The organism is Caulobacter sp. CCG-8 (genome assembly GCF_037402475.1).
Lineage (GTDB): Bacteria > Pseudomonadota > Alphaproteobacteria > Caulobacterales > Caulobacteraceae > Caulobacter.
In genome coordinates, this window is the sequence record NZ_JBBEUD010000007.1 from 103583 (window position 1) to 123411 (window position 19829).

General features: G+C 70.3%; 21 protein-coding genes. 11 read left to right on the forward strand and 10 right to left on the reverse strand.

The genetic code is table 11. The annotated features are described in order from the left end of the window. Positions 1 to 15 precede the first annotated feature (15 nt). Positions 16 to 1590: a hypothetical protein gene (locus WAE60_RS08780; protein WP_337685788.1), complete on the reverse strand. Its 1575-nt coding sequence runs from the start codon at positions 1588 to 1590 to the stop codon at positions 16 to 18. A gap of 111 nt (positions 1591 to 1701) precedes the next feature. Between WAE60_RS08780 and WAE60_RS08785 the strand changes: the two genes are divergently transcribed. Next, positions 1702 to 2439, forward strand: a complete 738-nt coding sequence (locus tag WAE60_RS08785) for a MarC family NAAT transporter (RefSeq protein ID WP_337685789.1) — start codon at positions 1702 to 1704, stop codon at positions 2437 to 2439. Between the two features lie 142 nt (positions 2440 to 2581). Here WAE60_RS08785 and WAE60_RS08790 read toward each other — a convergent pair whose 3' ends face one another. Both WAE60_RS08790 and WAE60_RS08795 read right to left on the reverse strand, forming a co-directional pair. Then, positions 2582 to 3712: an HPP family protein gene (locus tag WAE60_RS08790; protein WP_337685791.1), complete on the reverse strand. Its 1131-nt coding sequence runs from the start codon at positions 3710 to 3712 to the stop codon at positions 2582 to 2584. Between the two features lie 13 nt (positions 3713 to 3725). Next, on the reverse strand, positions 3726 to 4175 hold the full coding sequence (locus tag WAE60_RS08795; RefSeq protein WP_197026645.1) for a MarR family winged helix-turn-helix transcriptional regulator: 450 nt from the start codon (positions 4173 to 4175) through the stop codon (positions 3726 to 3728). Positions 4176 to 4251: 76 nt separating this feature from the next. Here WAE60_RS08795 and WAE60_RS08800 point away from each other — a divergent pair, with 76 nt between their 5' ends. The 5 genes from WAE60_RS08800 (at position 4252) to WAE60_RS08820 (ending at position 10479) form a co-directional block, all read left to right on the forward strand. Continuing rightward, complete coding sequence (locus WAE60_RS08800; protein WP_337685794.1) at positions 4252 to 6060, forward strand: chloride channel protein; 1809 nt, start codon at positions 4252 to 4254, stop codon at positions 6058 to 6060. A 121-nt stretch (positions 6061 to 6181) separates the two neighbouring features. Continuing rightward, positions 6182 to 7795, forward strand: a complete 1614-nt coding sequence (locus WAE60_RS08805) for an ATP-binding protein (protein WP_051695207.1) — start codon at positions 6182 to 6184, stop codon at positions 7793 to 7795. Between the two features lie 88 nt (positions 7796 to 7883). Next, a complete protein-coding gene (locus WAE60_RS08810) occupies positions 7884 to 8996 on the forward strand; it encodes a lysozyme inhibitor LprI family protein (RefSeq protein WP_337685795.1) in 1113 nt (370 codons plus the stop codon). Between the two features lie 114 nt (positions 8997 to 9110). Beyond that, positions 9111 to 9440, forward strand: coding sequence for a helix-turn-helix transcriptional regulator (locus tag WAE60_RS08815; protein ID WP_029908469.1), 330 nt, complete (start codon positions 9111 to 9113; stop codon positions 9438 to 9440). A gap of 16 nt (positions 9441 to 9456) precedes the next feature. Continuing rightward, a complete protein-coding gene (locus WAE60_RS08820) occupies positions 9457 to 10479 on the forward strand; it encodes a hypothetical protein (RefSeq protein ID WP_337685797.1) in 1023 nt (340 codons plus the stop codon). Between the two features lie 21 nt (positions 10480 to 10500). Here WAE60_RS08820 and WAE60_RS08825 read toward each other — a convergent pair whose 3' ends face one another. Then, entirely contained in the window at positions 10501 to 10680 is a 180-nt protein-coding gene (locus tag WAE60_RS08825) for a hypothetical protein (RefSeq protein ID WP_337685798.1), read from the reverse strand. A gap of 387 nt (positions 10681 to 11067) precedes the next feature. Between WAE60_RS08825 and WAE60_RS08830 the strand changes: the two genes are divergently transcribed. Then, positions 11068 to 12183 (forward strand): cell wall hydrolase, encoded by a 1116-nt coding sequence (locus WAE60_RS08830; protein ID WP_337685800.1) that lies wholly within the window; start codon positions 11068 to 11070, stop codon positions 12181 to 12183. On the opposite strand, the gene WAE60_RS08835 is transcribed toward WAE60_RS08830, so the two are convergent. Together WAE60_RS08835 and WAE60_RS08840 are read right to left on the reverse strand one after the other, a co-directional pair. Continuing rightward, the gene (locus WAE60_RS08835; protein WP_337685801.1) at positions 12140 to 12952 is read right to left on the reverse strand and encodes an SDR family oxidoreductase; all 813 of its coding nucleotides are present in this window, start codon (positions 12950 to 12952) and stop codon (positions 12140 to 12142) included. The two genes, WAE60_RS08830 and WAE60_RS08835, sit on opposite strands and share 44 nt — an antisense overlap. A 107-nt stretch (positions 12953 to 13059) precedes the next feature. Then, entirely contained in the window at positions 13060 to 13239 is a 180-nt protein-coding gene (locus tag WAE60_RS08840; protein ID WP_337685802.1) for a DUF1508 domain-containing protein, read from the reverse strand. Positions 13240 to 13382: 143 nt separating this feature from the next. Between WAE60_RS08840 and WAE60_RS08845 the strand changes: the two genes are divergently transcribed. Further along, positions 13383 to 13949: a DUF1003 domain-containing protein gene (locus tag WAE60_RS08845; RefSeq protein WP_035018166.1), complete on the forward strand. Its 567-nt coding sequence runs from the start codon at positions 13383 to 13385 to the stop codon at positions 13947 to 13949. Between the two features lie 242 nt (positions 13950 to 14191). On the opposite strand, the gene WAE60_RS08850 is transcribed toward WAE60_RS08845, so the two are convergent. Both WAE60_RS08850 and WAE60_RS08855 read right to left on the reverse strand, forming a co-directional pair. Beyond that, positions 14192 to 14857, reverse strand: a complete 666-nt coding sequence (locus tag WAE60_RS08850) for a porin family protein (protein WP_029908456.1) — start codon at positions 14855 to 14857, stop codon at positions 14192 to 14194. Positions 14858 to 14970: 113 nt separating this feature from the next. Further along, positions 14971 to 15936, reverse strand: a complete 966-nt coding sequence (locus WAE60_RS08855) for a GlxA family transcriptional regulator (protein WP_029908454.1) — start codon at positions 15934 to 15936, stop codon at positions 14971 to 14973. Between the two features lie 109 nt (positions 15937 to 16045). Between WAE60_RS08855 and WAE60_RS08860 the strand changes: the two genes are divergently transcribed. The 3 genes from WAE60_RS08860 to WAE60_RS08870 all read left to right on the forward strand — a co-directional run bounded on the left by WAE60_RS08860 (position 16046) and on the right by WAE60_RS08870 (position 18054). Further along, the gene (locus tag WAE60_RS08860) at positions 16046 to 16744 is read left to right on the forward strand and encodes a DJ-1/PfpI family protein (protein WP_029908452.1); all 699 of its coding nucleotides are present in this window, start codon (positions 16046 to 16048) and stop codon (positions 16742 to 16744) included. Between the two features lie 76 nt (positions 16745 to 16820). Next, a complete protein-coding gene (locus WAE60_RS08865) occupies positions 16821 to 17273 on the forward strand; it encodes a DUF2147 domain-containing protein (RefSeq protein WP_337685804.1) in 453 nt (150 codons plus the stop codon). A gap of 301 nt (positions 17274 to 17574) precedes the next feature. Next, the gene (locus WAE60_RS08870; RefSeq protein WP_337685806.1) at positions 17575 to 18054 is read left to right on the forward strand and encodes a hypothetical protein; all 480 of its coding nucleotides are present in this window, start codon (positions 17575 to 17577) and stop codon (positions 18052 to 18054) included. On the opposite strand, the gene WAE60_RS08875 is transcribed toward WAE60_RS08870, so the two are convergent. Together WAE60_RS08875 and ygiD are read right to left on the reverse strand one after the other, a co-directional pair. Beyond that, entirely contained in the window at positions 18051 to 18773 is a 723-nt protein-coding gene (locus WAE60_RS08875; RefSeq protein WP_029908446.1) for a glutathione S-transferase, read from the reverse strand. The genes WAE60_RS08870 and WAE60_RS08875 overlap by 4 nt on opposite strands. A 40-nt stretch (positions 18774 to 18813) precedes the next feature. Beyond that, entirely contained in the window at positions 18814 to 19587 is a 774-nt protein-coding gene (gene ygiD, locus WAE60_RS08880) for a 4,5-DOPA dioxygenase extradiol (RefSeq protein WP_337685808.1), read from the reverse strand. Positions 19588 to 19829 lie beyond the last annotated feature (242 nt).

The following is a 19829-nucleotide window of genomic DNA, read 5'->3' on the forward strand; positions in this document are numbered from 1 at the left end:
GGTCGGCTGGACGGCTCAGCGCGCCTTGCTTGCGGGCGACGGCTTCGGCGGCCACAGGTCCTCGGGGCTGTAGCTGATCACGCGGCCGACCGCGTCGATGGCGGCGCGGACGTCGGGCCGGGCGCAAAGCTCGGCGATGCGCTGCCGAAGCGTCACGTCCAGCGGAAGCGGCGAGGGGCGCAGCGGCGCGACCTGCAGGCCGGCCAGCGCCAAGTTGCGCTGGACGGGACTTTGCAGCCGCTCGATCAGCATGGCCGCCGCGCCGTCCAGGTCGCCCCGGCACAGCAAGGCGTCCTCCAGTTGCCGCTTGGCCTCCAGCTTCACGCCGCGCAATTGCCGCAGCGCCTCGTCGGCGGTGGCGAGATCGCCGAGCTGGGTGGCGGAGCAGGCGGTGATCCGCAGGTCCACGGCCCTGCCGTAGGGGCTGAGGCGGTCGTCGCGCACCGAGGCCACCGTCGCCAGCGCGGCCTTGAAGCGGCCCATCCGCATCTGCTGGCCGGCGAGATTGAGGGTCTGGTTGATGTTCGCCTTGCCCTTCTCCGGCACCCGGGCCGCGGTCTCGAGGGCCTCGAGCGCCTCCTCGTCGCGGCCCAGCGACCCCAGGGCGAGGTTCTTGAGGTTGATCGTCCAGCCCAGCCGGGTGTCGATGTCCTTGAAGGCGCGGGGATCCTTCTGGGCGCGGGTGATGGCCGTTTCGACGAAGGCCAGGGCCTCCTCGCCGCGATTCAGGTCCAGCAGGGCGCTGGTCCGCGCGTCGACGCCGGACAGCAGGTCGGTGTGGGCGGGGTAGAGGGCGTCGATCCTGGCCAGTTGCCGCAAGGCGGCGGGCTTGGGGTCCAGCAGGGCCGGATCGGCCGCCGAAAGCGCGTCGAAACGCTTGTCGGCGCGCATGGCGATCAGGACGTCGGGGTTGTCGATCTTCCGCGTGGCCGCGATCGCCTGGGCCGTCCGGCCCTGGCGCAGCAGGCCCTCGACCTGGACCTGCCGCATGCCGTTCAGCTCGACGAACGGGTCGACGAACGGGTCGTTGGGCGTCCAGTGGGTCAGCAGGGCGTCGACGAAGTCGAAGGCCAGGTCCTGGTCGGTCTCGAGCTTGGCGCGATCGAACCAGCGTCCGATGTCCTCGTCCGAAAGGGCGGTCAGGCCCTTCGGGAAGCGCCGGGCCATGACCGCGATGCTCCTGAGGCCGTCGGCCGTGTCGCCGCTGGAGCGGGCGATCTGGATGCGGACCTGCCAGTCCGTGGCGTCGGCTTCCGGAAAGGCGACGGCCTTCTCGATCGCCGCCCGGGCCTTGGGCCAGTCGCGGGCTTCCCCCGCGGTTCCGGCCATCAGGAACCAGGTCGCATGGCGCAGCGCGCTCGTGGCGGATTGGAAGGCCGGCTTGCCGGTCAGGGCTTCCAACGCCCCATAGGCCTGGAGGTATTCCCCGCGCTCGATGTGATCGTTGGCGTCCTGGAAGGCGAGGCGCAGGTCCTCGTCCACGGGCGAGGCCGCCGAGGCGGGCAACCGGGGTTGCGTGTCGCGGGCGAGGGCCGGACCGGCCAGCGCCAGGATCGCGGCGAACGCCGCCGCGTGAAGAACAGTCCGCATGGTTCGCCCCCGATACGCCACGCGACCGTTCTGCCCGGCGCGGCCGCTGCGGGCAAGGGCGGCGAGGCCGCGAATGCGGAGTTTGGGCGGCGCTTATCAGGTCTGCGCTGGATGGCCTGGACGGTCCGCCCACGGTCAGACTCGCGGCGACGCGCGAAATCCGTCGCGCCGCCGATCCGCGGGAGCACGCCCATTCCGATCTTCACCGAAGCCCTGATCCTGACGATCGGCGCGCTGTTCCCGATCATGAACCCGTTCAGCACGGCGCCGCTCTACGTGTCGCTGACCGCGGGGTTCGACGCCAAGAAGCGCAAGCAGCAGGCCATCCGCGCCTGTATCTACGCCTTCGCCATCCTGGCGACCTTCCTGCTGCTGGGCTCGGCCATCGTCGAGTTCTTCGGCATCTCGATCCCGGGCATCCGCTCGGCCGGCGGGCTGATCATCCTCAGCGTCGGGTTTGGGATGCTGTTCCCCAAGCCGTCGACCGCCGAGGCCGTGGCCAGCGAGAGCCAGGCCCAGGAACTGGACGTGGCCTTCACGCCCCTGGCCATGCCCAGCCTGGCCGGGCCGGGCTCGATCTCGGTGGTGCTCAGCGCCGCGGCCGCGATCCGCGGCAACTATCCGGACAAGTGGGTGATCGTCTACGGCGGGGTGATCCTGGGCATGGCCGTGACCCTGGTCATCGCCTTCGTGATCCTGCGGGCCGCCGAGCTGATGGTCCGATTCCTGGGCAAGGGCGGCATGGACGCCATGACCCGCATCTTCGGCTTCCTGCTGATCTGCATCGGCATGCAGTTCCTGCTGACCGGGGTGGGCGACTTTTTCGGGTGGATTCCGCCGAAGGGCTAGCTTCTTCAAAGGTCCCAAAAAGGTTGTCCCGGAAGCCCCGCAGGGCTGTCCGGGACCCAGGGGCGCCGCACCGCATTCGCCCAGTCACCTGGGTCCCGGACAAGCGCAGCGCGCTTTCCGGGATGACAACAGAAGGAGTGCCTCAGATCGCCGGGTCGAACGACCCCGCGTCCTCGGCCCGCTGCAGGGCCACGGCCTCGACGATGTGGGCGCGGTAGAGCACGCCCAGCAGGTCGGTCTGGGTGATGATGCCCAGCAGCACGCGGTGCTCGTCCACCACCATGGCCTCGTGCGCCACGCCGCTGGACAGGATCGGCAGCAGGGCCTCGATGGCCGTGCCGGGGCGGACCTTGTGCACGAACGGATCGACCACGGCCTCGACCGGGCCGTCGCGGCCGGTCTGCAGCTCGGCGCGGCGCACCATGCCCACCACCTTGCGCTCGGCGTCGACCACCGGGGCCGAACGCAGGTCGTGGGCCCGCATGTAGGCCAGGGCGCTCTGCGCGCTCTGGTGCAGGTCCACGCTCAGCACGTCGCGGGACATGATGTCGCTGCACAGGATGTGGGCGTGGATGCGCCGGTGGGCCTGGAGCTCGACCTCGCGGAACAGGGCGTCCAAGTCCTCGCGGTCGACGTCCAGCAGGTCGCCGTAGTGGGCCAGGGCGTTGTCGATGTCCTGGGGCGTGAAGCCGACGCGGCGCAGCGGCGGGGCGTCCTGGGTGGCGTGGACGTTGGCGGGCGGCGGCACGCGGTGCGGGTACGAGCGTCCGACGGCCCTGGCGTAGGCCATGGCGCTCAGCACCAGCAGGGTCGAGCACAGGCCGACCGGCACGAAGACATAGGCGTAGGAGGCCGCGCCGACCGGACCGGCGGCCAGGGCCGCGCCCAGGGCCACGGCGCCGCCGGGCGGGTGCAGGCAGCCCAGCAGGCCCATGGCGACGATGGCGCAGGCCACGGCCATGGCGGCCGCCAGGGCGGGATGGCCGTGGAAGGCCAGGGCGCAGGTCACCCCGGCCAGCGCCGAAACCATGTTGCCGCCGATGATCGACCGGGGCTGGGCCAGGGGGCTGGCCGGCACGGCGAAGGCCAGCACGGCCGAGGCGCCGATCGGCGGGATCAGCAGGGGCAGGGCCGAGGCCTTGCCGCTGGCGATCAGGTGGGCCAGCAGGCCGGTGACGGGGATGCCCAGCAGCGCCCCCAGGCCGGACCGCAGGAGGTCCTGGGCGCGAAGGGGAGCGCGGCCGCGCAGGGCCTGGACGAGGGTCTGTCGCATGGTCTTTTCGATGTCAGGCGCGGTCGCGCGTCAGGCGGGAAAGCGCGGCGTTCAGGGCGGGCTCCAGGGACTTCAGCTCCCGCAGGTGGGCGGCGCTCAGGTCGGCCAGCAGGGACTCGGCCTTGGGCGTCAGGGCCAGCCGGACCTTGCGGCGGTCCTCGGCCGACGGGACCTTGCTGATCAGGTCGGCCTCGACCATCCGCGAGGTCAGTTCGGTGGCCGTGTGCGGCGCGATCATCAGCCGCTCCGACAGGGTCCCCACGGTGGGGGCGCCCTCGCCGTCGAAGCCGGCGATCGCCAGCAGGGCCTGGTGCTGCTGGGCCGGCAGGCCCGCGCCGTGGGCCGCGGTCTCGCTGAACGCCATGAAGCGGCGCAGCTCGTAGCGGAAGGTCGCCAGCGCCACGTACTGGGCCCGCGTCAGGCTGGCCCCGTCGCCGCTTTTCTCGCCGATCTTCTCGCCCAACCGTTCGTTCTCCCCTTGGAAAATATCGTAATACGACATACTGGCCCTTCTACAAGGGGCCGACCTAGAGGAAAGCATGAAAGCCGCCAACGCCAAATCCGACGCCGCTCCCGGCGCCCCTCCCGGCGCTTCGCCCGCCCCGCGCCGGGCCCTGGGCGATTTCACCGCCGATCGCCGCCTGCTGATGCTGGCGGCCATGGCCCTGGTGGTGGGAAGCGGCGGGGCGGGCGCGGCCTGGGTGCTGATCCGCCTGATCACCCTGACCACCAACCTGGTCTGGTTCGGACGCCTGGACGTCGTCTCCCGCTCGCTGGACACGCTGACGCCTTCGGCCTGGATGGTGGCCGCCCCGGTGCTGGGCGGGCTGGTCATCGGGTTGATGGCGCGGTTCGGCTCGGAGAAGATCCGCGGCCACGGCATCCCGGAGGCCATCGAGGCGATCCTGATCGGCGGCAGCCGGATGTCGCCCAAGGTGGCGGTGCTCAAGCCGATCTCGTCGGCGATCTCGATCGGCACGGGCGGGCCGTTCGGGGCCGAGGGGCCGATCATCATGACCGGCGGGGCGATCGGCTCGCTGTTCGCCCAGTTCTTCCACCTCAGCGCGGCCGAGCGGAAAACCCTGCTGGTGGCCGGGGCGGCGGCGGGCATGACCGCGATCTTCGGCACGCCGGTGGCCGCCGTGCTGCTGGCGGTCGAGCTCCTGCTGTTCGAATGGCGGCCGCGCAGCTTCATCCCCGTCGCCGTCGCGGCGGTGGCGGCCACCGCCTGGCGGCCGCTGCTGTTCGGGACGGGGCCGCTGTTTCCGTTCGACGCCGATCCGCTGCTGCCCTGGTGGGGTCTTGGCCTGTGCGCCGGCCTGGGCGTGCTGGCCGGCCTGCAGTCGGGCCTGCTGACCAAGCTGCTCTACGGCCTGGAGGACGCCTTCGAGCGCCTGCCGATCCACTGGATGTGGTGGCCGGCCCTGGGCGGGCTGGGCGTGGGCCTGGGCGGGCTGATCGAGCCCCGCGCCCTGGGCGTGGGTTACGACGTCATCCGCGACCTGCTGACCGGACACCTGGTGGTCCAGGCGGTGCTGGTGCTGCTGGCGGTCAAGGCGGCGATCTGGCTGGTCGCCCTGTCGTCGGGGACCTCGGGCGGGGTGCTGGCGCCGCTGCTGATCCTGGGCGGGGCGATGGGCTGGCTGGTCGGCCAGGTGCTGCCGGGCGACCCCGGCTTCTGGGCCCTGCTGGGCATGGCGGCCATGTTGGGCGGGACCATGCGCTCGCCCCTGACGGCGGTGATCTTCGCGGTCGAGCTGACCGGCGACTGGCGGATGCTGGCCCCGCTGCTGGCGGCCTCGGCCGCCGCCTACGCCACCACGGTGCTGCTGCTCAAGCGCTCGATCCTGACCGAGAAGATCGCCCGCCGCGGTCGCCACATCACCCGCGAGTACGGCGTCGATCCCTACGAACTGGTCCGGGTGGCCGACGTGATGGTCCAGGCGGTCGACACCCTGCCCGCCGACCTGCCGATCCCGGCCGCCGTCGAGGTGCTGCAGGCCGGCCGCCACCAGGTCTATCCGGTGGTGGACGCCTCGGGCCGGCTGGTGGGCCTGGCCTCGCGGGCCGACGCCCTGGCCTGGCGGGTGGAGGGCGGCCTGGAAGCCCAGACCGTGGCCGAGCGGATCTCGGACGCGGCCCTGCCCGTCGCCCATCCCGACGACGTGGTCGCCCGGGCGGTGGACGTGATGCTGGCCACCGGCCAGGGCCGCATCCCCGTCACCGACCCGGCCAGCGGCCGGCTGGTGGGCCTGCTGGCCCGCAAGGACCTGCTGCGGATCCACGCCTCGGCCTCCCAGGCCGAGGCCGAGCGGAAGGCCTATTTCGCGCCCATGCGGAAGACCTAGGGGGCGACGCCAAAACGTCGCATCCGTCCGGCGATAAACCTTGAGGAAACTTTGCTGGGATTAATCCTACGGTGGAGTTTGAGTGCTTCCCTGTTCGGGGCGGGAAGCCCGGGGGAGCGTCGTGCAGGAACCAACGGATCTCGCGCCGGCGGCCGGCCAAGCCCGCAAGCCGTGGCTGGGCTACGCCAATCTGCGGCTGGAGGCGGCGGTTTTCCTGCTGGTGGCCGTGTCGTTCGCCGCGGTGCTGGGCAAAAGCGCCATCACCAACCAGACGCTGGTCCTGTCGCCGCAATCGGGCCGGTTCGCCGGCTACGGCTATTCCGACGCCGAGAGCGGCGGCGGGTCCACCGTCTCGGTCGATCCGGCCCGGCCGCTGTCGTGGTCGTGCGAGATCCGCCAGGGGACGGCCTATCCCTATTGCGGCTACGGCCTGGACCTGGCGCGCGTGGGCGGCGGGCTCGACTTCTCGCACCTGCAGACGGCCACCCTGCGCTTTTCCTACCAGGGCCCCGCCGACCGCCTGAGGCTGATCGTCAAGCCCGAGCCGGGCCGCGCCGTGCGCGACAAGCTCAAGGGCGAGCCGATGCACCTGGCGACCGACATCCCGGTGGTCCAGGGCCATAACGTGGTCCGCGTGCCGCTCAGCCGGCTGGCGGCCGAGGACTGGTGGCTGGCCAGTCACGGCCTGACCGCGGCCCAGGCCGCGCCGGACTTCAAGCTGGTCCAGTCCGTGGCCATCGCCACCAGCGGCGCCAGGGCGGGCGACAAGCTGGCGGTGACGGTCGAGGACATCACCTTCCAGGGCGCCTACCTGTCGACCGAGCAGTTCTACCTGATCATCCTGGGCGTCTGGCTGGTGGGCTCGGCCGGGTTCCTGGTCTACCGCTTCCTGCACGTGCGCCACGACTACGAGGCGCGGCAGCGGCAGCATCTGCGGCGGACCCAACTGCTGGCCGACGCCCACGCCGAAGCCGAGGCGGCCAGCAACGCCAAGTCGCGCTTCCTGGGCAATATGAGCCACGAGCTGCGCACGCCGCTCAACGCCATCATCGGCTACACCTACTGGCTGGGCCGCACCGAGCTGAACGCCAAGCAGCGCGCGGCGGTCAAGACCGTCCAGGCCAGCGGCGAGCACCTGCTGGCGGTGATCAGCGACATCCTGGACGTGGCCAAGATCGAGGCCGGGACGTTCGACCTGCTGGCCGCGCCCTTCGACCTGCACGCCTGCGTGGAAGGGGTGGGCGAGATGTTCCGCCTGCCGGCCGAGGAGAAGGGCCTGGACTTCGCCGTCGAGATCGCGCCCGGCGTCCCCCGACTGGTCGACGCCGACGAGAAGCGGGTGCGCCAGGTGCTGATCAACCTGGTCGGCAACGCGGTCAAGTTCACGCCCGGCGGCCGGATCGACCTGCGAGTCCTGGCCCTGGGCGGCGACGCCGAAACCGCGCGCCTGGCTTTCGTCGTCGAAGACACCGGTGTCGGCATCCCGCATGACCAGTTGGAGAGCATCTTCCGCCCGTTCGAACAGGCGGGCGAGGCGGTCGACCGCAAGGACGGCACGGGCCTGGGCCTCAGCATCAGCCGGCAGATCGTGACCCTGATGGCGGGCGACATCCGGGTCGAGAGCGCTTTGGGAGAGGGCAGCCGCTTCACCGTCGAGATCACGGTCCCGGTGGCCGAGGGCGACCTGGACGCGCCCGCCGTTCCGAGGCTGCGGCGGCTGACGCCGTCGGCCTAGGCGGCGACGCGGCTCGTTTTGGGTAACGCGTTCTCTGGCCTTCCGCGAAATACGGTCTAGCTTTGCGCCACCCCTGGTGGAGCTTGTGATGATCCGGTCTGTCGCCCTCGCCGCCGTGCTGTTGCTGGCCACCGCGCCCACCACGATCCTGGCCGCCAAGCCCGTGGGCGCAGTCACGCCGGTGGAGCGCTGTACGGCCGACGGCGGTGGCGACGCCAGCCGGATCGCCGCCTGTATCCGCGCCTTGGCCGCCCAGGAAGAGGCGCGTCTCGTCAGGGCGTACGACGCGACCATGACCAGCATGAACGACATGCAGCGCCTGGACCTGGAGCAGATGCAGACGGCCTGGGTCGCCTTCCGCGACGCCGACTGCGCCTCTTATATCGGCCAGGCCGGCATGGAGACGCAGGGCCCCGTGCGGGCGGCGACCTGCGCCTATGCGCGGACGCGGCAGCGGGCCGACGAACTGGACCACGATCGCCGTCCCCGCACCGAGGTGTTCACGCCCGTCGGCGCGGAGGGCGACGGCGAGGCCCGGGTGCGCAAAGCGGCCAAGTGCGTCGATCGGATCGACGGGGACGACGTCAGCGGGGCGCGGGAATGCCTCAGCAACCTGGCGGACAAGGAGGACGACCGCCTGAACGCCGTCTACAAGGCCGCCCTCGGCCGGCTGGACACGCCGGTGCGGAAGCAGGCCTTGCGCAAGGCCCAGCGCGCCTGGATCGACTGGCGGGACCTCGACTGCGTCGACTATCTCGAACCTTCCGACGCCGCCAACTACGACAACCGCACCTACGTCCGGATGAACGCCTGCTACTACTACCGAACCGGGGAACGGGCGGACGAACTGGACCGCTACCCGGCGCACAAGCCCGCGCCGGTCACGGCCGTCCAGGAGGCCGCCCGCTGCGACGGGGACACCTATGAGGTCCTGGAGTGCATCAGCGAGCTGCTCGACGCGCAGGACGCCCGCCTCAACCGGGCTTACCAGGCCGCCCTGGCCCAGCCGGAGCCCGGGCGGACGGCGCTGCGCAACGCCCAGCGGGCGTGGATCAAGACGCGCGACGCCCAGTGCAACGCCGTCCTCGATGTCGGTCCCGACGTCCGCGTCGGGCTGCAGGGCAATCTCGAGGTCACCCGGTGCCTGCTGAAGCAGACCGAGGCGCGCGCGGCCGTGCTGGAGCGGCAGGCCAAACCGTAGGAGTTCCGCCCGGGCGTCGAGCGAACGCCGTTTCGCCGGCTTGACACGCCGCATACCTGTGTGACACACAGTGTACGTCACACACTAAGTGACGCACACCATGTGACGTACACCATGCCGCAAGACGCCGACATCTTCGAAACCCTGCGCCAGGAGTTGCGGCGCGGGACGCTGATCCTGGCCGTGCTGGCGCAGCTGAAGGTCGAGCGCTACGGCTACAGCCTGCGCCAGGCCCTGGCCGAGGTGGGTCTGGAGATCGACGAAGGCGCCCTCTATCCGATGCTGCGCCGGCTCGAGAGCCAGGGCCTGCTGACCAGCGAGTGGCGCGAGGAAGACAAGCGCAAGAAGCGCTTCTACCGCCTGTCGTCCGAGGGCGAGGCCGTGCTGGCCCGCCTGTCCGCCGAGTGGCGGGCGATGAACGACACCCTGCAAAACCTGATCTGACGAAGGAGGCCAGGACATGGACCTGCTCGATCGCTATCTGGCCGCCGTCGCGGCCCTGCTGCCCAAGGACCAGCGTGAGGACATCGTCGCCGAGCTGCGCGACACCCTGCTCAACCGGATGGAGGAGAAGGAGGCCGAGCAGGGGCGGCCGCTGACCGCCGCCGAGCGCGAAGCCGTGCTCAAGGCGTTCGGCCATCCGATCGCCGTGGCGGGGCGGTTCGGGACCACCCGCGCCCTGATCGGGCCCGAGATCTATCCGTTCTACATGTTCGGGGTGAAGGCGCTGCTGGTCGTGGCGGCGGTCGTTTCGGCGATCCCCGCGGTGATCACGGTGATCACCGCGCCCGGCCAGGCGCCCGGCGTCTTCGCCCAGTTCCTGTCCAGCTTCATCTCGGCCGCCTTCACGATGATCGGCGTCGCCACGGTGCTGGGCTTCGCGATCGAGCGCGGCTGGATCCCGCTGGACGGCCTGACGAACTGGAAGGTCGCCGACCTGCCGCGCCTGGACGCCCTGGGGGCGACCGGGAAGGGCTTTGGGCGCAAGGGGCCGAACCGCCGGCGCTTCGAGGCCCTGCTGGAGGTGATCCTCACCACGCTGTTCGTGCTGTGGTGGACGGGCGTCGTCCCCGCGCCGTGGTCCAACCGCGTGACGGACAGCGACATGGTCCTGCAGCCGGCCTCGATCTGGGCGACGCTGTACTGGCCCCTGTTGGCCTGGGCGGGCGTGCAGCTGGTCTCCAGCCTGATCGGCCTGCTGCGTCCCGGCTGGGTGCGGGTCCGGGCGGCGCTGGAGGTCGTGTGCGGCCTGGCCGGCCTGGCGCTGGCGGTGGTGCTGTGGCGGGCCGGGCGCATCGTCGTGGTCGCGCCCCTGGACGGCGTCGAGCCGCGCACCGACGCGATCGCGGGCCTGCAGACCGCGCTGGACCTCAGCCTGCACCTCACCGCCACGGTGATGATGGTGGTGCTTACGGTTAAGGTCGCGGTCGAGCTGTGGCGCCTGTTCAGGGGTGATCGGCCCTCGGTCTCGGCCGTCGCCTAGGTGGTCGTCTAGGGGATTTCCCTACTTCGAGACCTTGTCGACCACGGCCCCGGCGCCGGCCCCCACGGCGGCGCCCACGGGCCCGGCGACGACCGCGCCGGCGATCGCCCCGGTGGCCGCCCTCTGCTCCATGTTGTGGCCGCAGGCCGTCAGGGTTAACCCCGCCGCAACCCACAGCGGAACCCAGCGTAGAGCAGACATTATGTCCTCCGAGACAATTACACCTTCCCGCTAGAGTAACGGCGTCGCGCCACTGGGGTTCCTTTGAGAGCGAGGGGGTGGAAGTCTGTCGCGACACGCGAATATTCGCCTCCGCGCCGATTCTCGGGACTGTCGCGTTTTTTCCTTGTAATCAAAGCATTAACCATTGTGTCTGACGCGCGGTCGCCCAAAATTCAAGCCGTGGCGCCGCGTGCGCTTGCGAGTCGGTCACGGATGCGTCATAAGGCGGTCCATAAGTAGGACTTCGGCCACCATCGTGAACCGGCCGAGCCTCCGCTTTCAGGACCGCCCGACAGTATTTTTCCGGGTTTTCCGAGGGCGTTTTTGTCGGGGGGCGGACCGCCCTCGCCGCGCAGGACACGAGTTTTGTTTATCAAGTCGCAGACGTGCGCAGACGCGCGCGCGCTGATCGGCGCCGTATTGGTTGGAGCCGCCACCGGTGTGGCGCTCGGCGGCGTTTACCTTGCGGGGGGCATGGCCCAGACCGCCAGTCAGCACGCTCGCGTATCTCGCCTGGCCGACGGCGCCGAGGGGAACTTCTCCGACGCGGCGCTGTACCAGGCCGCGTCTCGCATGGACGCCGGCGCTCTCGCGATCGCCCGCCGCCATGATCCCTACACCGTCGCCGGCGGCGCCCAGCGCGACCGGCAATCGGCCCTGCTGGTCGAGCGTCTCGAACAGCGCCAGCAATCGGACCAGGATCGCCAGCCGTTGATGCTGCGCGCCAGCTTCGGCGGCCCGTTCAATCCGGCCGTGGCCCCGTTCCGTCTGACCAACGCCCTGGAAAGCTCGCGTGAACTCGAATGCCTTTCCGAGGCGGTCTATTACGAGGCCCGCGGCGAGACCCCGAACGGCCAGGCGGCCGTGGCTCAAGTCGTACTTAACCGCGTACGCCACCCTTCGTTCCCGAAATCGATCTGCGGCGTCGTGTTCCAGGGCGCCTACACCCACACCGGCTGCCAGTTCAGCTTCGCCTGCGACGGCTCGATGCGCGCCCCGCGCGATCGCGGCGCCTGGGCCCGCGCCCAGAAGGTCGCCACCCGCGCGCTGTCGGGCGCGGTGATGAGCGAGGTCGGCGCCGCCACCCACTTCCACACCACCGGCGTGGCGCCGGGCTGGGGCCCGCGCCTGCTGCGCGTCGCCCAGGTGGGCATGCACGTGTTCTACCGCTTCGGCGGCCGCTCGGGCGCGCCGGACGCCTTCAGCCGCACGCCGCGGCCGTCGACGGCCGACGAGCTGCCGACCGTGACCCTGGCCAGCCTGCCGACCAACTCGGTCGCCGACGGCAAGGCCGCGCCGATCCAGCTGGCCAGCGCCGTGGTGATCTCCTCGCCCGACAAGCCGGCCGCCGCCGGCGGCATGGGCGGCCCGCTGGGCCCGGTCCCCGAGCCCGCCTCGGCCCCGGCCATGCACCCGACCAAGACCTCCGGCGAGACGATCAAGTCTGCTGGAGGATCGGCCGGGACCGGAGCTGCTTCCTAAGCGCTCCGGGCATGTGGTTGCTGGCGAAGCGCATCTGCTTGGCCCGCTTGCCCACGAAGTAATGCAGTTCCTTCCCGTGGACGGCACGCCAGATCACCTCGGCGGCGTCCTCCACGGGATAGACCGGCAGGCCGCCGCTCTTGAGCACGTCCGACATGTTGGCGTTGCTGCCCGGCGCGCCGGCGTTGAGGATCGGCGTGTCGACGAACCACGGCATCACGCAGGCCACCCCGACGCCGTGGGGCTTCCATTCCACGTCCAGGGCTTCCGACAGCCCGCGCACCGCGAACTTGGTGGCCGAATAGACCGCCAGGCCGGGCGAGCCGTACAGGCCCGCGCAGGACGAGATGTTGATCAGGCGCGAACCCGGCGTGGCCTTCAGCCAGGGCAGGGCCGACCGGGCGCCGGTGATCACCCCCTTGATGTTGATGTCCAGCTGCAGGTCGATGTCGGCGTCCGCGTGGCTGTCGAACGGCCCGAACTTGGCGACCCCGGCGTTGTTGAGCAGCACGTCCAGCCGCCCGTCGGTCAGCTTGGCGAAGTCGGCCAGCACCGAGGACCAGGCCGAGCGGTCGCGCACGTCCAGCCGGAAGGTCGCGCCGTTCTCCGGCCCGATGGCGACCAGGGCGGCCTTCAGCCCCGTCACGTCGATGTCGGACAGACCCACGAACCAGCCCTCGGCGGCGAAGCGCTTGGCGCTGGCCAGGCCGATGCCGCTGGCGGCTCCGGTGATGAAGACGGCCTTGCGGCCTTTCGCTGCTGCGCTCACGCGCCCCTCCCGTTCTGGTTTGTTATCGCTGATCAGACGCCCGGGAGGGCAGGGCGGTCAAGGGTTCGAGTGGGGACACGCGCTGGCGCATGTCCCCGTCGTCGATATCAGTCCGTCTGATCGTCCACCTCGGCGTCGGGGCCGTTCTTCTTGATCGACTCGATGGCGTTCTTGGCCGCCGCTTTCGAGCTGTAGCCTTCGGTCCAGAAGATTGTCTCGCTGTTGTGGACGAAGTAGGCGACGAACTCGCCCGCCTTGTTCTTCTTGATCTGGAACTTGTGGGCCATGGGGATTTCTCCTTGTGCTCTGGACTGTGTCGTCAAGCCGACCAGGGCACCCTCGCGCCGCGCGGACACGGACGTCAATCGCGGGAGCTTGCGCGCGATCGTTCAAGACGCATCTTCTAGAAACCTTCACATCAGGGACGCCCATGACCCCCGATCAACGCCTCGACCAGTTGTCCCGCGAGCTGCTGGCCACGCCCTATGCCGAGCTGACGGACGTCAAGCGCAGCGTCATCGACCTGATCGCGGCCGAGGCGCCGACGGGGCTGAACAAGGCGCTGGTCGTCGATGACCGCGGCTACTGGGACCGCCTGGCCGACACGGTGGCGGCGATCGGCGGCTCGTGGGCGTTCATCGGCGGCTTTTCGCTGTGCCTGGCGCTGTGGATCGGGCTGAACCTGGGCCTCAAGCCCCTGCACCTGGCGTTCGACCCCTATCCGTTCATCTTCCTCAACCTGATCCTGTCGACCCTGGCCGCGATCCAGGCGCCGGTGATCATGATGAGCCAGAACCGCCAGGCCACGAAGGACCGGCTGAACGCCGAGCACGACTATGTGGTCAATCTGCGGGCCGAGCTGGAGATCATGCGCCTGCACGACAAGCTGGATGATCTGCGCCAGCAGGAAATGGTCGAGATCCTGCGCTGCAACACCGAGGCGCTGGACATCCTGAAGGCCGAGGTGGCGAGGATGGCGGCCGAACGGGGCGCGTGATGATCGCCCTCTCCCATGGGGAGAGGGAGGGGGCCAAGCGAAGCTTGGGAGGGTGAGGGGGTAAGGCGTTGGCCGGCGCGCCGGCGGAGCCTTCACCTTCGCCTCAAAAAGAACGCCATCCCCGCAAGGCGAGGATGGCGCGTTTTTTTGGACCCGTGGGAAATCGGTGAGGGTGTAACCCCTCACCCTCCCACCGCTGCGCGGCGGGTCCCTCCCTCTCCCTCAGGGAGAGGGTGAGCGTACTAGAACGCGAAGCGCGCGCCGACCAAGGCGGCCGGGCCGGTCATGCTCAGGTGCGAGTTCTGCTCGCCCGACGGGCTGGTGGTCTTGATCTTGATCGAGCCGGTGTACTGGTAGCGGCCCTCGGCGAACAGCGAGATCGTCGGCGAGACGGCGAAGCTGACGCCGGCGATGCCTTGCAGGGTCAGGGCGTCGCCCTTGTCGTCGATCAGGTCGTCGCTGAACTTGACCTGGGCCACGCCGATGCCCGCGCCCAGATAGGGCTTGGCCGGACCCGAGACCGGGAAGTCGTAGTAGCCGTTGATGTCGATGCTCAGGGCCTCGACCTTGCCGTCGGTGGCGCCGATCTTCGTGCCGTTCCAGGTGACGACGGTTTCACTGTCCTGGCTGCGGTAGCCCAGGGCGATCTCGGCGCGCCAGCCGTTGCCGATCGTGGAGCCCCAGGCCACGGCGCCTTGGGCGCCGGCGTCAACGTCGGCCTTGGCCTTGTAGCCGCCGGCGAAGCCGACGTCGTAGTCGGTCTTGCCGACCAGGCCGCCCGAGACCGAGATGTACTGGCCGGCGGCGGGCGCGGCGGGCTTCGGCGCGGGCGCCGGGCCGGCGGTCTGGGCCGAAGCGGCGCCGGCCATGGCCAGAGCGGCCACGGCGGTGGTGATGAACAGACGCATAGGTAGTCCCCCCAAAAATATAGGTACTGGTCCGTGATCGGACCTAGCCCCGGTAGAGGGGTTCACCGGTGTCGTAAATCTCAGGTTGCCTAGCTTGACTGTATTATTGCGAGCTATGGCGCCGCTGCAACATTCGGTTGCGAGGCGCGGGCGGCGCGCCTCAGGGCCTGGGGCGGCTGGCCGAACGCCCGCAGGAAGGCGCGGCGCATGCGCTCCTGGTCGCCGAAGCCGGTCTCCAGGGCCACGTCCTCGACCTGCAGGGGCTGGTTGTCGAGCAGGGCGCGGGCCGCCTCGACCCGCAGGCGCTCGACCGCCTTGGCCGGGGTGCTGCCGGTCTCGACGGCGAACTGGCGGGCGAAGTTGCGCGGGCTCATCGCCGCCCGCTCGGCCAGCTGGTCGACGCTCAGGGGCAGGGCCAGGTTCTCGCGCGCCCAGGCCAGCAGGCCGTCGAACCGTCCGCCGCGCATTTCCAGGAGGGCCGAGAACTGCGACTGGCCGCCGGGGCGGCGGTGATAGACCACCAGCTGCTGGGCGGTGCGGCGGGCGACCTCCTCGCCCAGGTCGGCCCCGATCATCGCCAGGGCCATGTCGATGCCGGCGGTGATGCCGGCCGAGCTCCACAGCGCCCCGTCCTGGACGAAGATCTTGTCGGGCTCCAGCCGCACGGTCGGATAGCGGCGCTGGAAGTCCTTGGAGCGCTGCCAGTGGGTGGTGGCCCGCCGGCCGTCCAGCAGGCCCGCGGCGGCCAGGACATAGGTCCCCGAGCAGACGCTGGCGGTGCGCCGGGCCGAACGGAAGGTGGCGCGGGCGAAGGCCAGGGTCGCCTCGCAGATGGCCGGGCTGCGCGTGCCCTCGCCGCCCGAGACGATCAGGGTGTCCAGCGGCGGGGCCTCGGCGAAGGCCTTGGCGGTCATGGCCACGCCGGACGAGCTGGGCACGGCCCCCGCCTCGCGGGCCAGCAGGTGCAGGCGATAGGCGCCGGGGACCAGCCGCCCGGCGATCTCGAACGCCGCGATCGGCCCGGCCGCGTCCAGCAGCTGGAAGTCGGGGAAGATCAGGAAGCCGATGTCGCGGGTCATGCTCGCTCCTGCGGGCGCCTCTGGACGGTCGTGGCGGGTTTCGAGGGAACTATGTCATTTCGGTCAGACGCTAGGCGGGCGATGCTGCGGCGTCAACAGGAGGGCTCCCATGAGCAAACCCGCGCCGTTCCACATCGTGTTCGCCCTGTTCCCCGGTGTCACCCACCTGGACTTCACCGGTCCGCACCAGATCCTCGCCCGCCTGCCCGGCGCGCAGGTCACGGTCGCCAGCGAGGCGGGCGGCGAGATCGAGGCTGACGGCCTGGTGTTCGCCCGCCTAGCGCGCCTGGCCGAGGTCGAGCGCTGCGACCTGCTATGCGTGCCCGGCGGCTTCGGCACGACCCAGGCCATGGCCGACCAAGCCTTCCTGGACCAGATCCGCCGGCTGGCGGCCGGGGCGCGCTACGTGACCTCGGTCTGCACCGGCTCGCTGGTGCTGGGGGCGGCCGGGCTGCTGCGGGGCAAGCGGGCGGCCTGCCACTGGGCCTGGCGCGACCAGCTGGCCCTGTTCGGCGCCACGCCCGACCCGGCCCGGGTGGCGCGCGACGGCAACGTCTTCACCGGCGGCGGGGTGACGGCCGGCATCGACTTCGCCCTGACCATCGTGGCCGACATCGCCGGGGAGGAGACGGCCCAGGCCATTCAACTGGCCGTCGAATACGCCCCCGACCCGCCCTTCCACGCCGGCCGTCCGGAGACCGCCCCGCCGGCCGTGCTGGAGCGGATCACCGCCCTCTACGGCCGGGGCATGGACGAGCGCTGGGCCGCGGCGCGCAAGGCGGGCGAGGCGCTGGCGGTGGGCGCGTGAGCGGAATGGAGAAGCCGCCCCGACTTGATCCGAACGCGAACCTGCATCACAACGATCTCAGGTGGAGACCTCGTGCATGCGTCGGATCAAGTCGTTCCTCGTCGGGCTGACCACGGCCGCCGGCCTCATGGCCGCCCTGACCTCGCCCGCCCTGGCCGAGGATTCGTTCAATTACGGCGTCTGGCGCAATCCCAAGAACAGCGTCCATGTCGAGATCAAGCCGTGCGGCGGCGGTCGCGCCTGCGGCGTGGTGGTCTGGGCCAATGACGAGGCCAAGGCCGACGCCAGGAAGGGCGGCACGCCCGAGCTGGTCGGCCTGCAGCTGCTGCGCGACTTCCAGCTCCAGAAGAACGGCAGCTGGAAGGGCAAGGTGTTCGTGCCCGACCTGAACATGAACTTCAACGGCACCGCCGACTTCCCCGACGCCACCACCATGAAGGCCAAGGGCTGCCTGATCGGCGGCTTCCTGTGCAAGTCGCAGACCTGGCGCCGCGTGGACGTGGTGGCGGGCGGGTCGCCGTCGAGCTAGGCGGGCGCCCCCGAGGCCGGCCAAGCTGGGGTGTTTCAGCCCGGCCGCCGATCCAGCAGCTCAACCTGCGCGAACATGTCGATCTCTTTCGCTTGCGGACGCTCGGGCGGACGGTAAGCTTGACCGTAATCGAGCGGGATCCGACATGGCATTTCCAAACCCAGAGCGCGCCGACGCGAGGCGCAACGTCGCGGGTCGGCTCCTATGCCTGACGGTATTGGCCGCGACGGCGACGCCGCTGGCGGCCGCGGGGCAAACCGTGTCCTCCGCGACGCTAGTTTCCGACTTTCGGACGATGTGCATGGCCACCAACGCCAGCCGGGAGGGAGCGCTCGCCGAGGCGGAGAAGCGCCGTTGGGTCCAATTCCCCACGAAGGGCTTCGCCCAAGGCAATGAAACCTTCATCGAGGCCAGACGGTCGGGCGACAGGTTTCTGTTGGTGAGCGAAAACCCCGGCGACCTGTTGGGAGCCGACGGCAAGCAAAGGATCCGGGTCCGCTACAAGGTGTGCCGGGTCTTCGCGAGGGTCGACGACCCAAAGGCCGTGATCACCTTCGCGGAGGGCGTCGTCGGGCCGATGAAGCCCTACAGCGCCGACACCTTCGCGCGGGAGTGGTTCTATTCCCGTACGGACGCGGGTCCCAGGCCGCTGATCACCAACGGCGACGCCGTCGAAGCCGCGCGCGCCGGCCGTTTCCGTCAACTGATGGTCAGCGACGAACAGACGCCGGCCAGGGCGAAAAACACGGCATTGAGCTATACGGTGGTGGTCACGCCCTAGGCTGGATCCAGCTCCGGATAAGCTCGGAAGATCCCCTCCGTGCTGAACGGGATCCGCCGCTCCGAGCTCAGATAGGCCGCGATGTTCGGCCGCTCGGCCACCGCGTCGCGCACGGCGACCACCCGCTTCAGCTTCGGCTCCAGCCGCTTCATCGCGTGCGGGAAGGCGTAGCGCAGGCCCTCCACCACCTGGAACAGCGACAGGTCGGCATAGGTCAGGTCCGCGCCCGTCAGCCAGCCGCCCTTCTGCGCCTTCTCCAGTACCGTCTCGTACCAGCCGAGGTACTTCTTCATCCGCTGGGTCCGGAACTCCTCCGCCCGTCGCGCCGCCTCGGCCTTCTGGTCCTCGTAGTAGAGACCCATCCCCACCGGGTGATGGACGTCGTGGGCCTCGGCGACCAGGTCGGTGATGGTCAGCTGCAGCTGGTTGACCCACAGCCGCCCGGCCTCGCCCTTCGGCGCCAGGCCGTGACGGGCGCCCAGGTGCAGCAGGATGTTGGCCGTCTGGCCGATCACCAGCTTGCCGTCGACCAGATAGGGCGGGGCGAAGGACGGATGGTCGTGGTCGCCGATGTCGGCCATCAGCGCCCGTTCGCCGCCGCCTTCATCCTTGCCGCCGCGCGCCACGTCGACATAGGCCGCGCCGGCCTCCTCCAGCGCCAGCCGCACGAATTCGCCGCGTCCCTGGATCGTGGGCCAGTAATGCAGGTGGTAGGTCATGCGGGGAAAACCCGGTGGGACGGGAAAGGATGCGCGGACGCTAACCCACCCGCACCGACGTCATCGAGATCGCCGCGAACACGTCGTCGGTGAAGAACGAGACCGGCTCGCCCTTCTCCTGCGCGCCCAGCACGTAGAGCAGGGGCAGGTAGTGTTCGGCGCTGTTGATCGAGGCCTCGGCGTCGGGGCCCAGGCCGCGCCAATCGATCAGCGGGTCGTGGTCGCCGGCGGCGATCAGGGCCTTGGCCGTCTCGTTGAAGCGCGGGGCCCACTCCGGGGTCTCGCCGGTGCGGAAGTTCACGGCGCGCAGATTGTGGACGATGTCGCCGCTGCCGACGATCAGCACGCCTTCGTCGCGCAGGGCGGCCAGGCGCTTGCCGGCCTCGTAGTGCCAGCGGTCGGGCCGGCCGCGGTCCAGGCTCAGCTGCACCACCGGTACGTCGGCGTCCGGGTACATCGGCCTCAGCACGCCCCAGGCGCCGTGGTCGAGGCCCCGGGTCGGATGCTGGACCACCAGGTTGGGCGACAGCACCTGCGCCACCCGCTGGGCCAGGGCCGGGTCGCCGGGCGCGTCGTAGCGCACGTCGAACAAGGCCTGGGGGAAGCCGCCGAAGTCGTGGATGGTCTCGGGGCGCTCGGCCGCGCTCACGGCGCTGGCCCCGCGCGTCTCCCAGTGGGCGCTGATCATCAGCACCGCCTTGGGGCGCGGCAGCTCGGCGCCGAGCGCCGCCCAGGCGCGGCTCCAGGCGTTGTCCTCGATGGCGTTCATCGGCGAGCCGTGGCCGAGGAACAGGACGGGCAGGCGGGCGGTCATGGGCGGGGCGTCCGATTAGATACTGATGGAGTTACAGATGGGGCGGTTCCTCCCAACTTCAATATCCCCGTCCGTCATCCCGGGCCTTGTGCCCGGGACCCCTGGTTCAGCTCGCACGTGAAGTGCAATGGCGCGCAGGCGCGCCACACATCCGCACCTGCGGCGGACGGAGGGGTCCCGGGCACAAGGCCCGGGATGACGGGGAGAAGGAAGGGGCGGGGCTATTCCGCCACAGTCCCAGG

Bases quoted from the DNA above. Each gene is read 5' to 3' on its own strand.
- WAE60_RS08780 (WP_337685788.1), bottom strand. From the start codon at position 1,590: ATGCGGACTGTTCTTCACGCGGCGGCGTTCGCCGCGATCCTGGCGCTG.
- WAE60_RS08785 (WP_337685789.1), top strand. From the start codon at position 1,702: ATGGCCTGGACGGTCCGCCCACGGTCAGACTCGCGGCGACGCGCGAAA.
- WAE60_RS08790 (WP_337685791.1), bottom strand. From the start codon at position 3,712: ATGCGACAGACCCTCGTCCAGGCCCTGCGCGGCCGCGCTCCCCTTCGC.
- WAE60_RS08800 (WP_337685794.1), top strand. From the start codon at position 4,252: ATGAAAGCCGCCAACGCCAAATCCGACGCCGCTCCCGGCGCCCCTCCC.
- WAE60_RS08810 (WP_337685795.1), top strand. From the start codon at position 7,884: ATGATCCGGTCTGTCGCCCTCGCCGCCGTGCTGTTGCTGGCCACCGCG.
- WAE60_RS08815 (WP_029908469.1), top strand. From the start codon at position 9,111: ATGCCGCAAGACGCCGACATCTTCGAAACCCTGCGCCAGGAGTTGCGG.
- WAE60_RS08820 (WP_337685797.1), top strand. From the start codon at position 9,457: ATGGACCTGCTCGATCGCTATCTGGCCGCCGTCGCGGCCCTGCTGCCC.
- WAE60_RS08825 (WP_337685798.1), bottom strand. From the start codon at position 10,680: ATGTCTGCTCTACGCTGGGTTCCGCTGTGGGTTGCGGCGGGGTTAACC.
- WAE60_RS08840 (WP_337685802.1), bottom strand. From the start codon at position 13,239: ATGGCCCACAAGTTCCAGATCAAGAAGAACAAGGCGGGCGAGTTCGTC.
- WAE60_RS08845 (WP_035018166.1), top strand. From the start codon at position 13,383: ATGACCCCCGATCAACGCCTCGACCAGTTGTCCCGCGAGCTGCTGGCC.
- WAE60_RS08850 (WP_029908456.1), bottom strand. From the start codon at position 14,857: ATGCGTCTGTTCATCACCACCGCCGTGGCCGCTCTGGCCATGGCCGGC.
- WAE60_RS08855 (WP_029908454.1), bottom strand. From the start codon at position 15,936: ATGACCCGCGACATCGGCTTCCTGATCTTCCCCGACTTCCAGCTGCTG.
- WAE60_RS08860 (WP_029908452.1), top strand. From the start codon at position 16,046: ATGAGCAAACCCGCGCCGTTCCACATCGTGTTCGCCCTGTTCCCCGGT.
- WAE60_RS08865 (WP_337685804.1), top strand. From the start codon at position 16,821: ATGCGTCGGATCAAGTCGTTCCTCGTCGGGCTGACCACGGCCGCCGGC.
- WAE60_RS08870 (WP_337685806.1), top strand. From the start codon at position 17,575: ATGGCCACCAACGCCAGCCGGGAGGGAGCGCTCGCCGAGGCGGAGAAG.
- WAE60_RS08875 (WP_029908446.1), bottom strand. From the start codon at position 18,773: ATGACCTACCACCTGCATTACTGGCCCACGATCCAGGGACGCGGCGAA.
- ygiD (WP_337685808.1), bottom strand. From the start codon at position 19,587: ATGACCGCCCGCCTGCCCGTCCTGTTCCTCGGCCACGGCTCGCCGATG.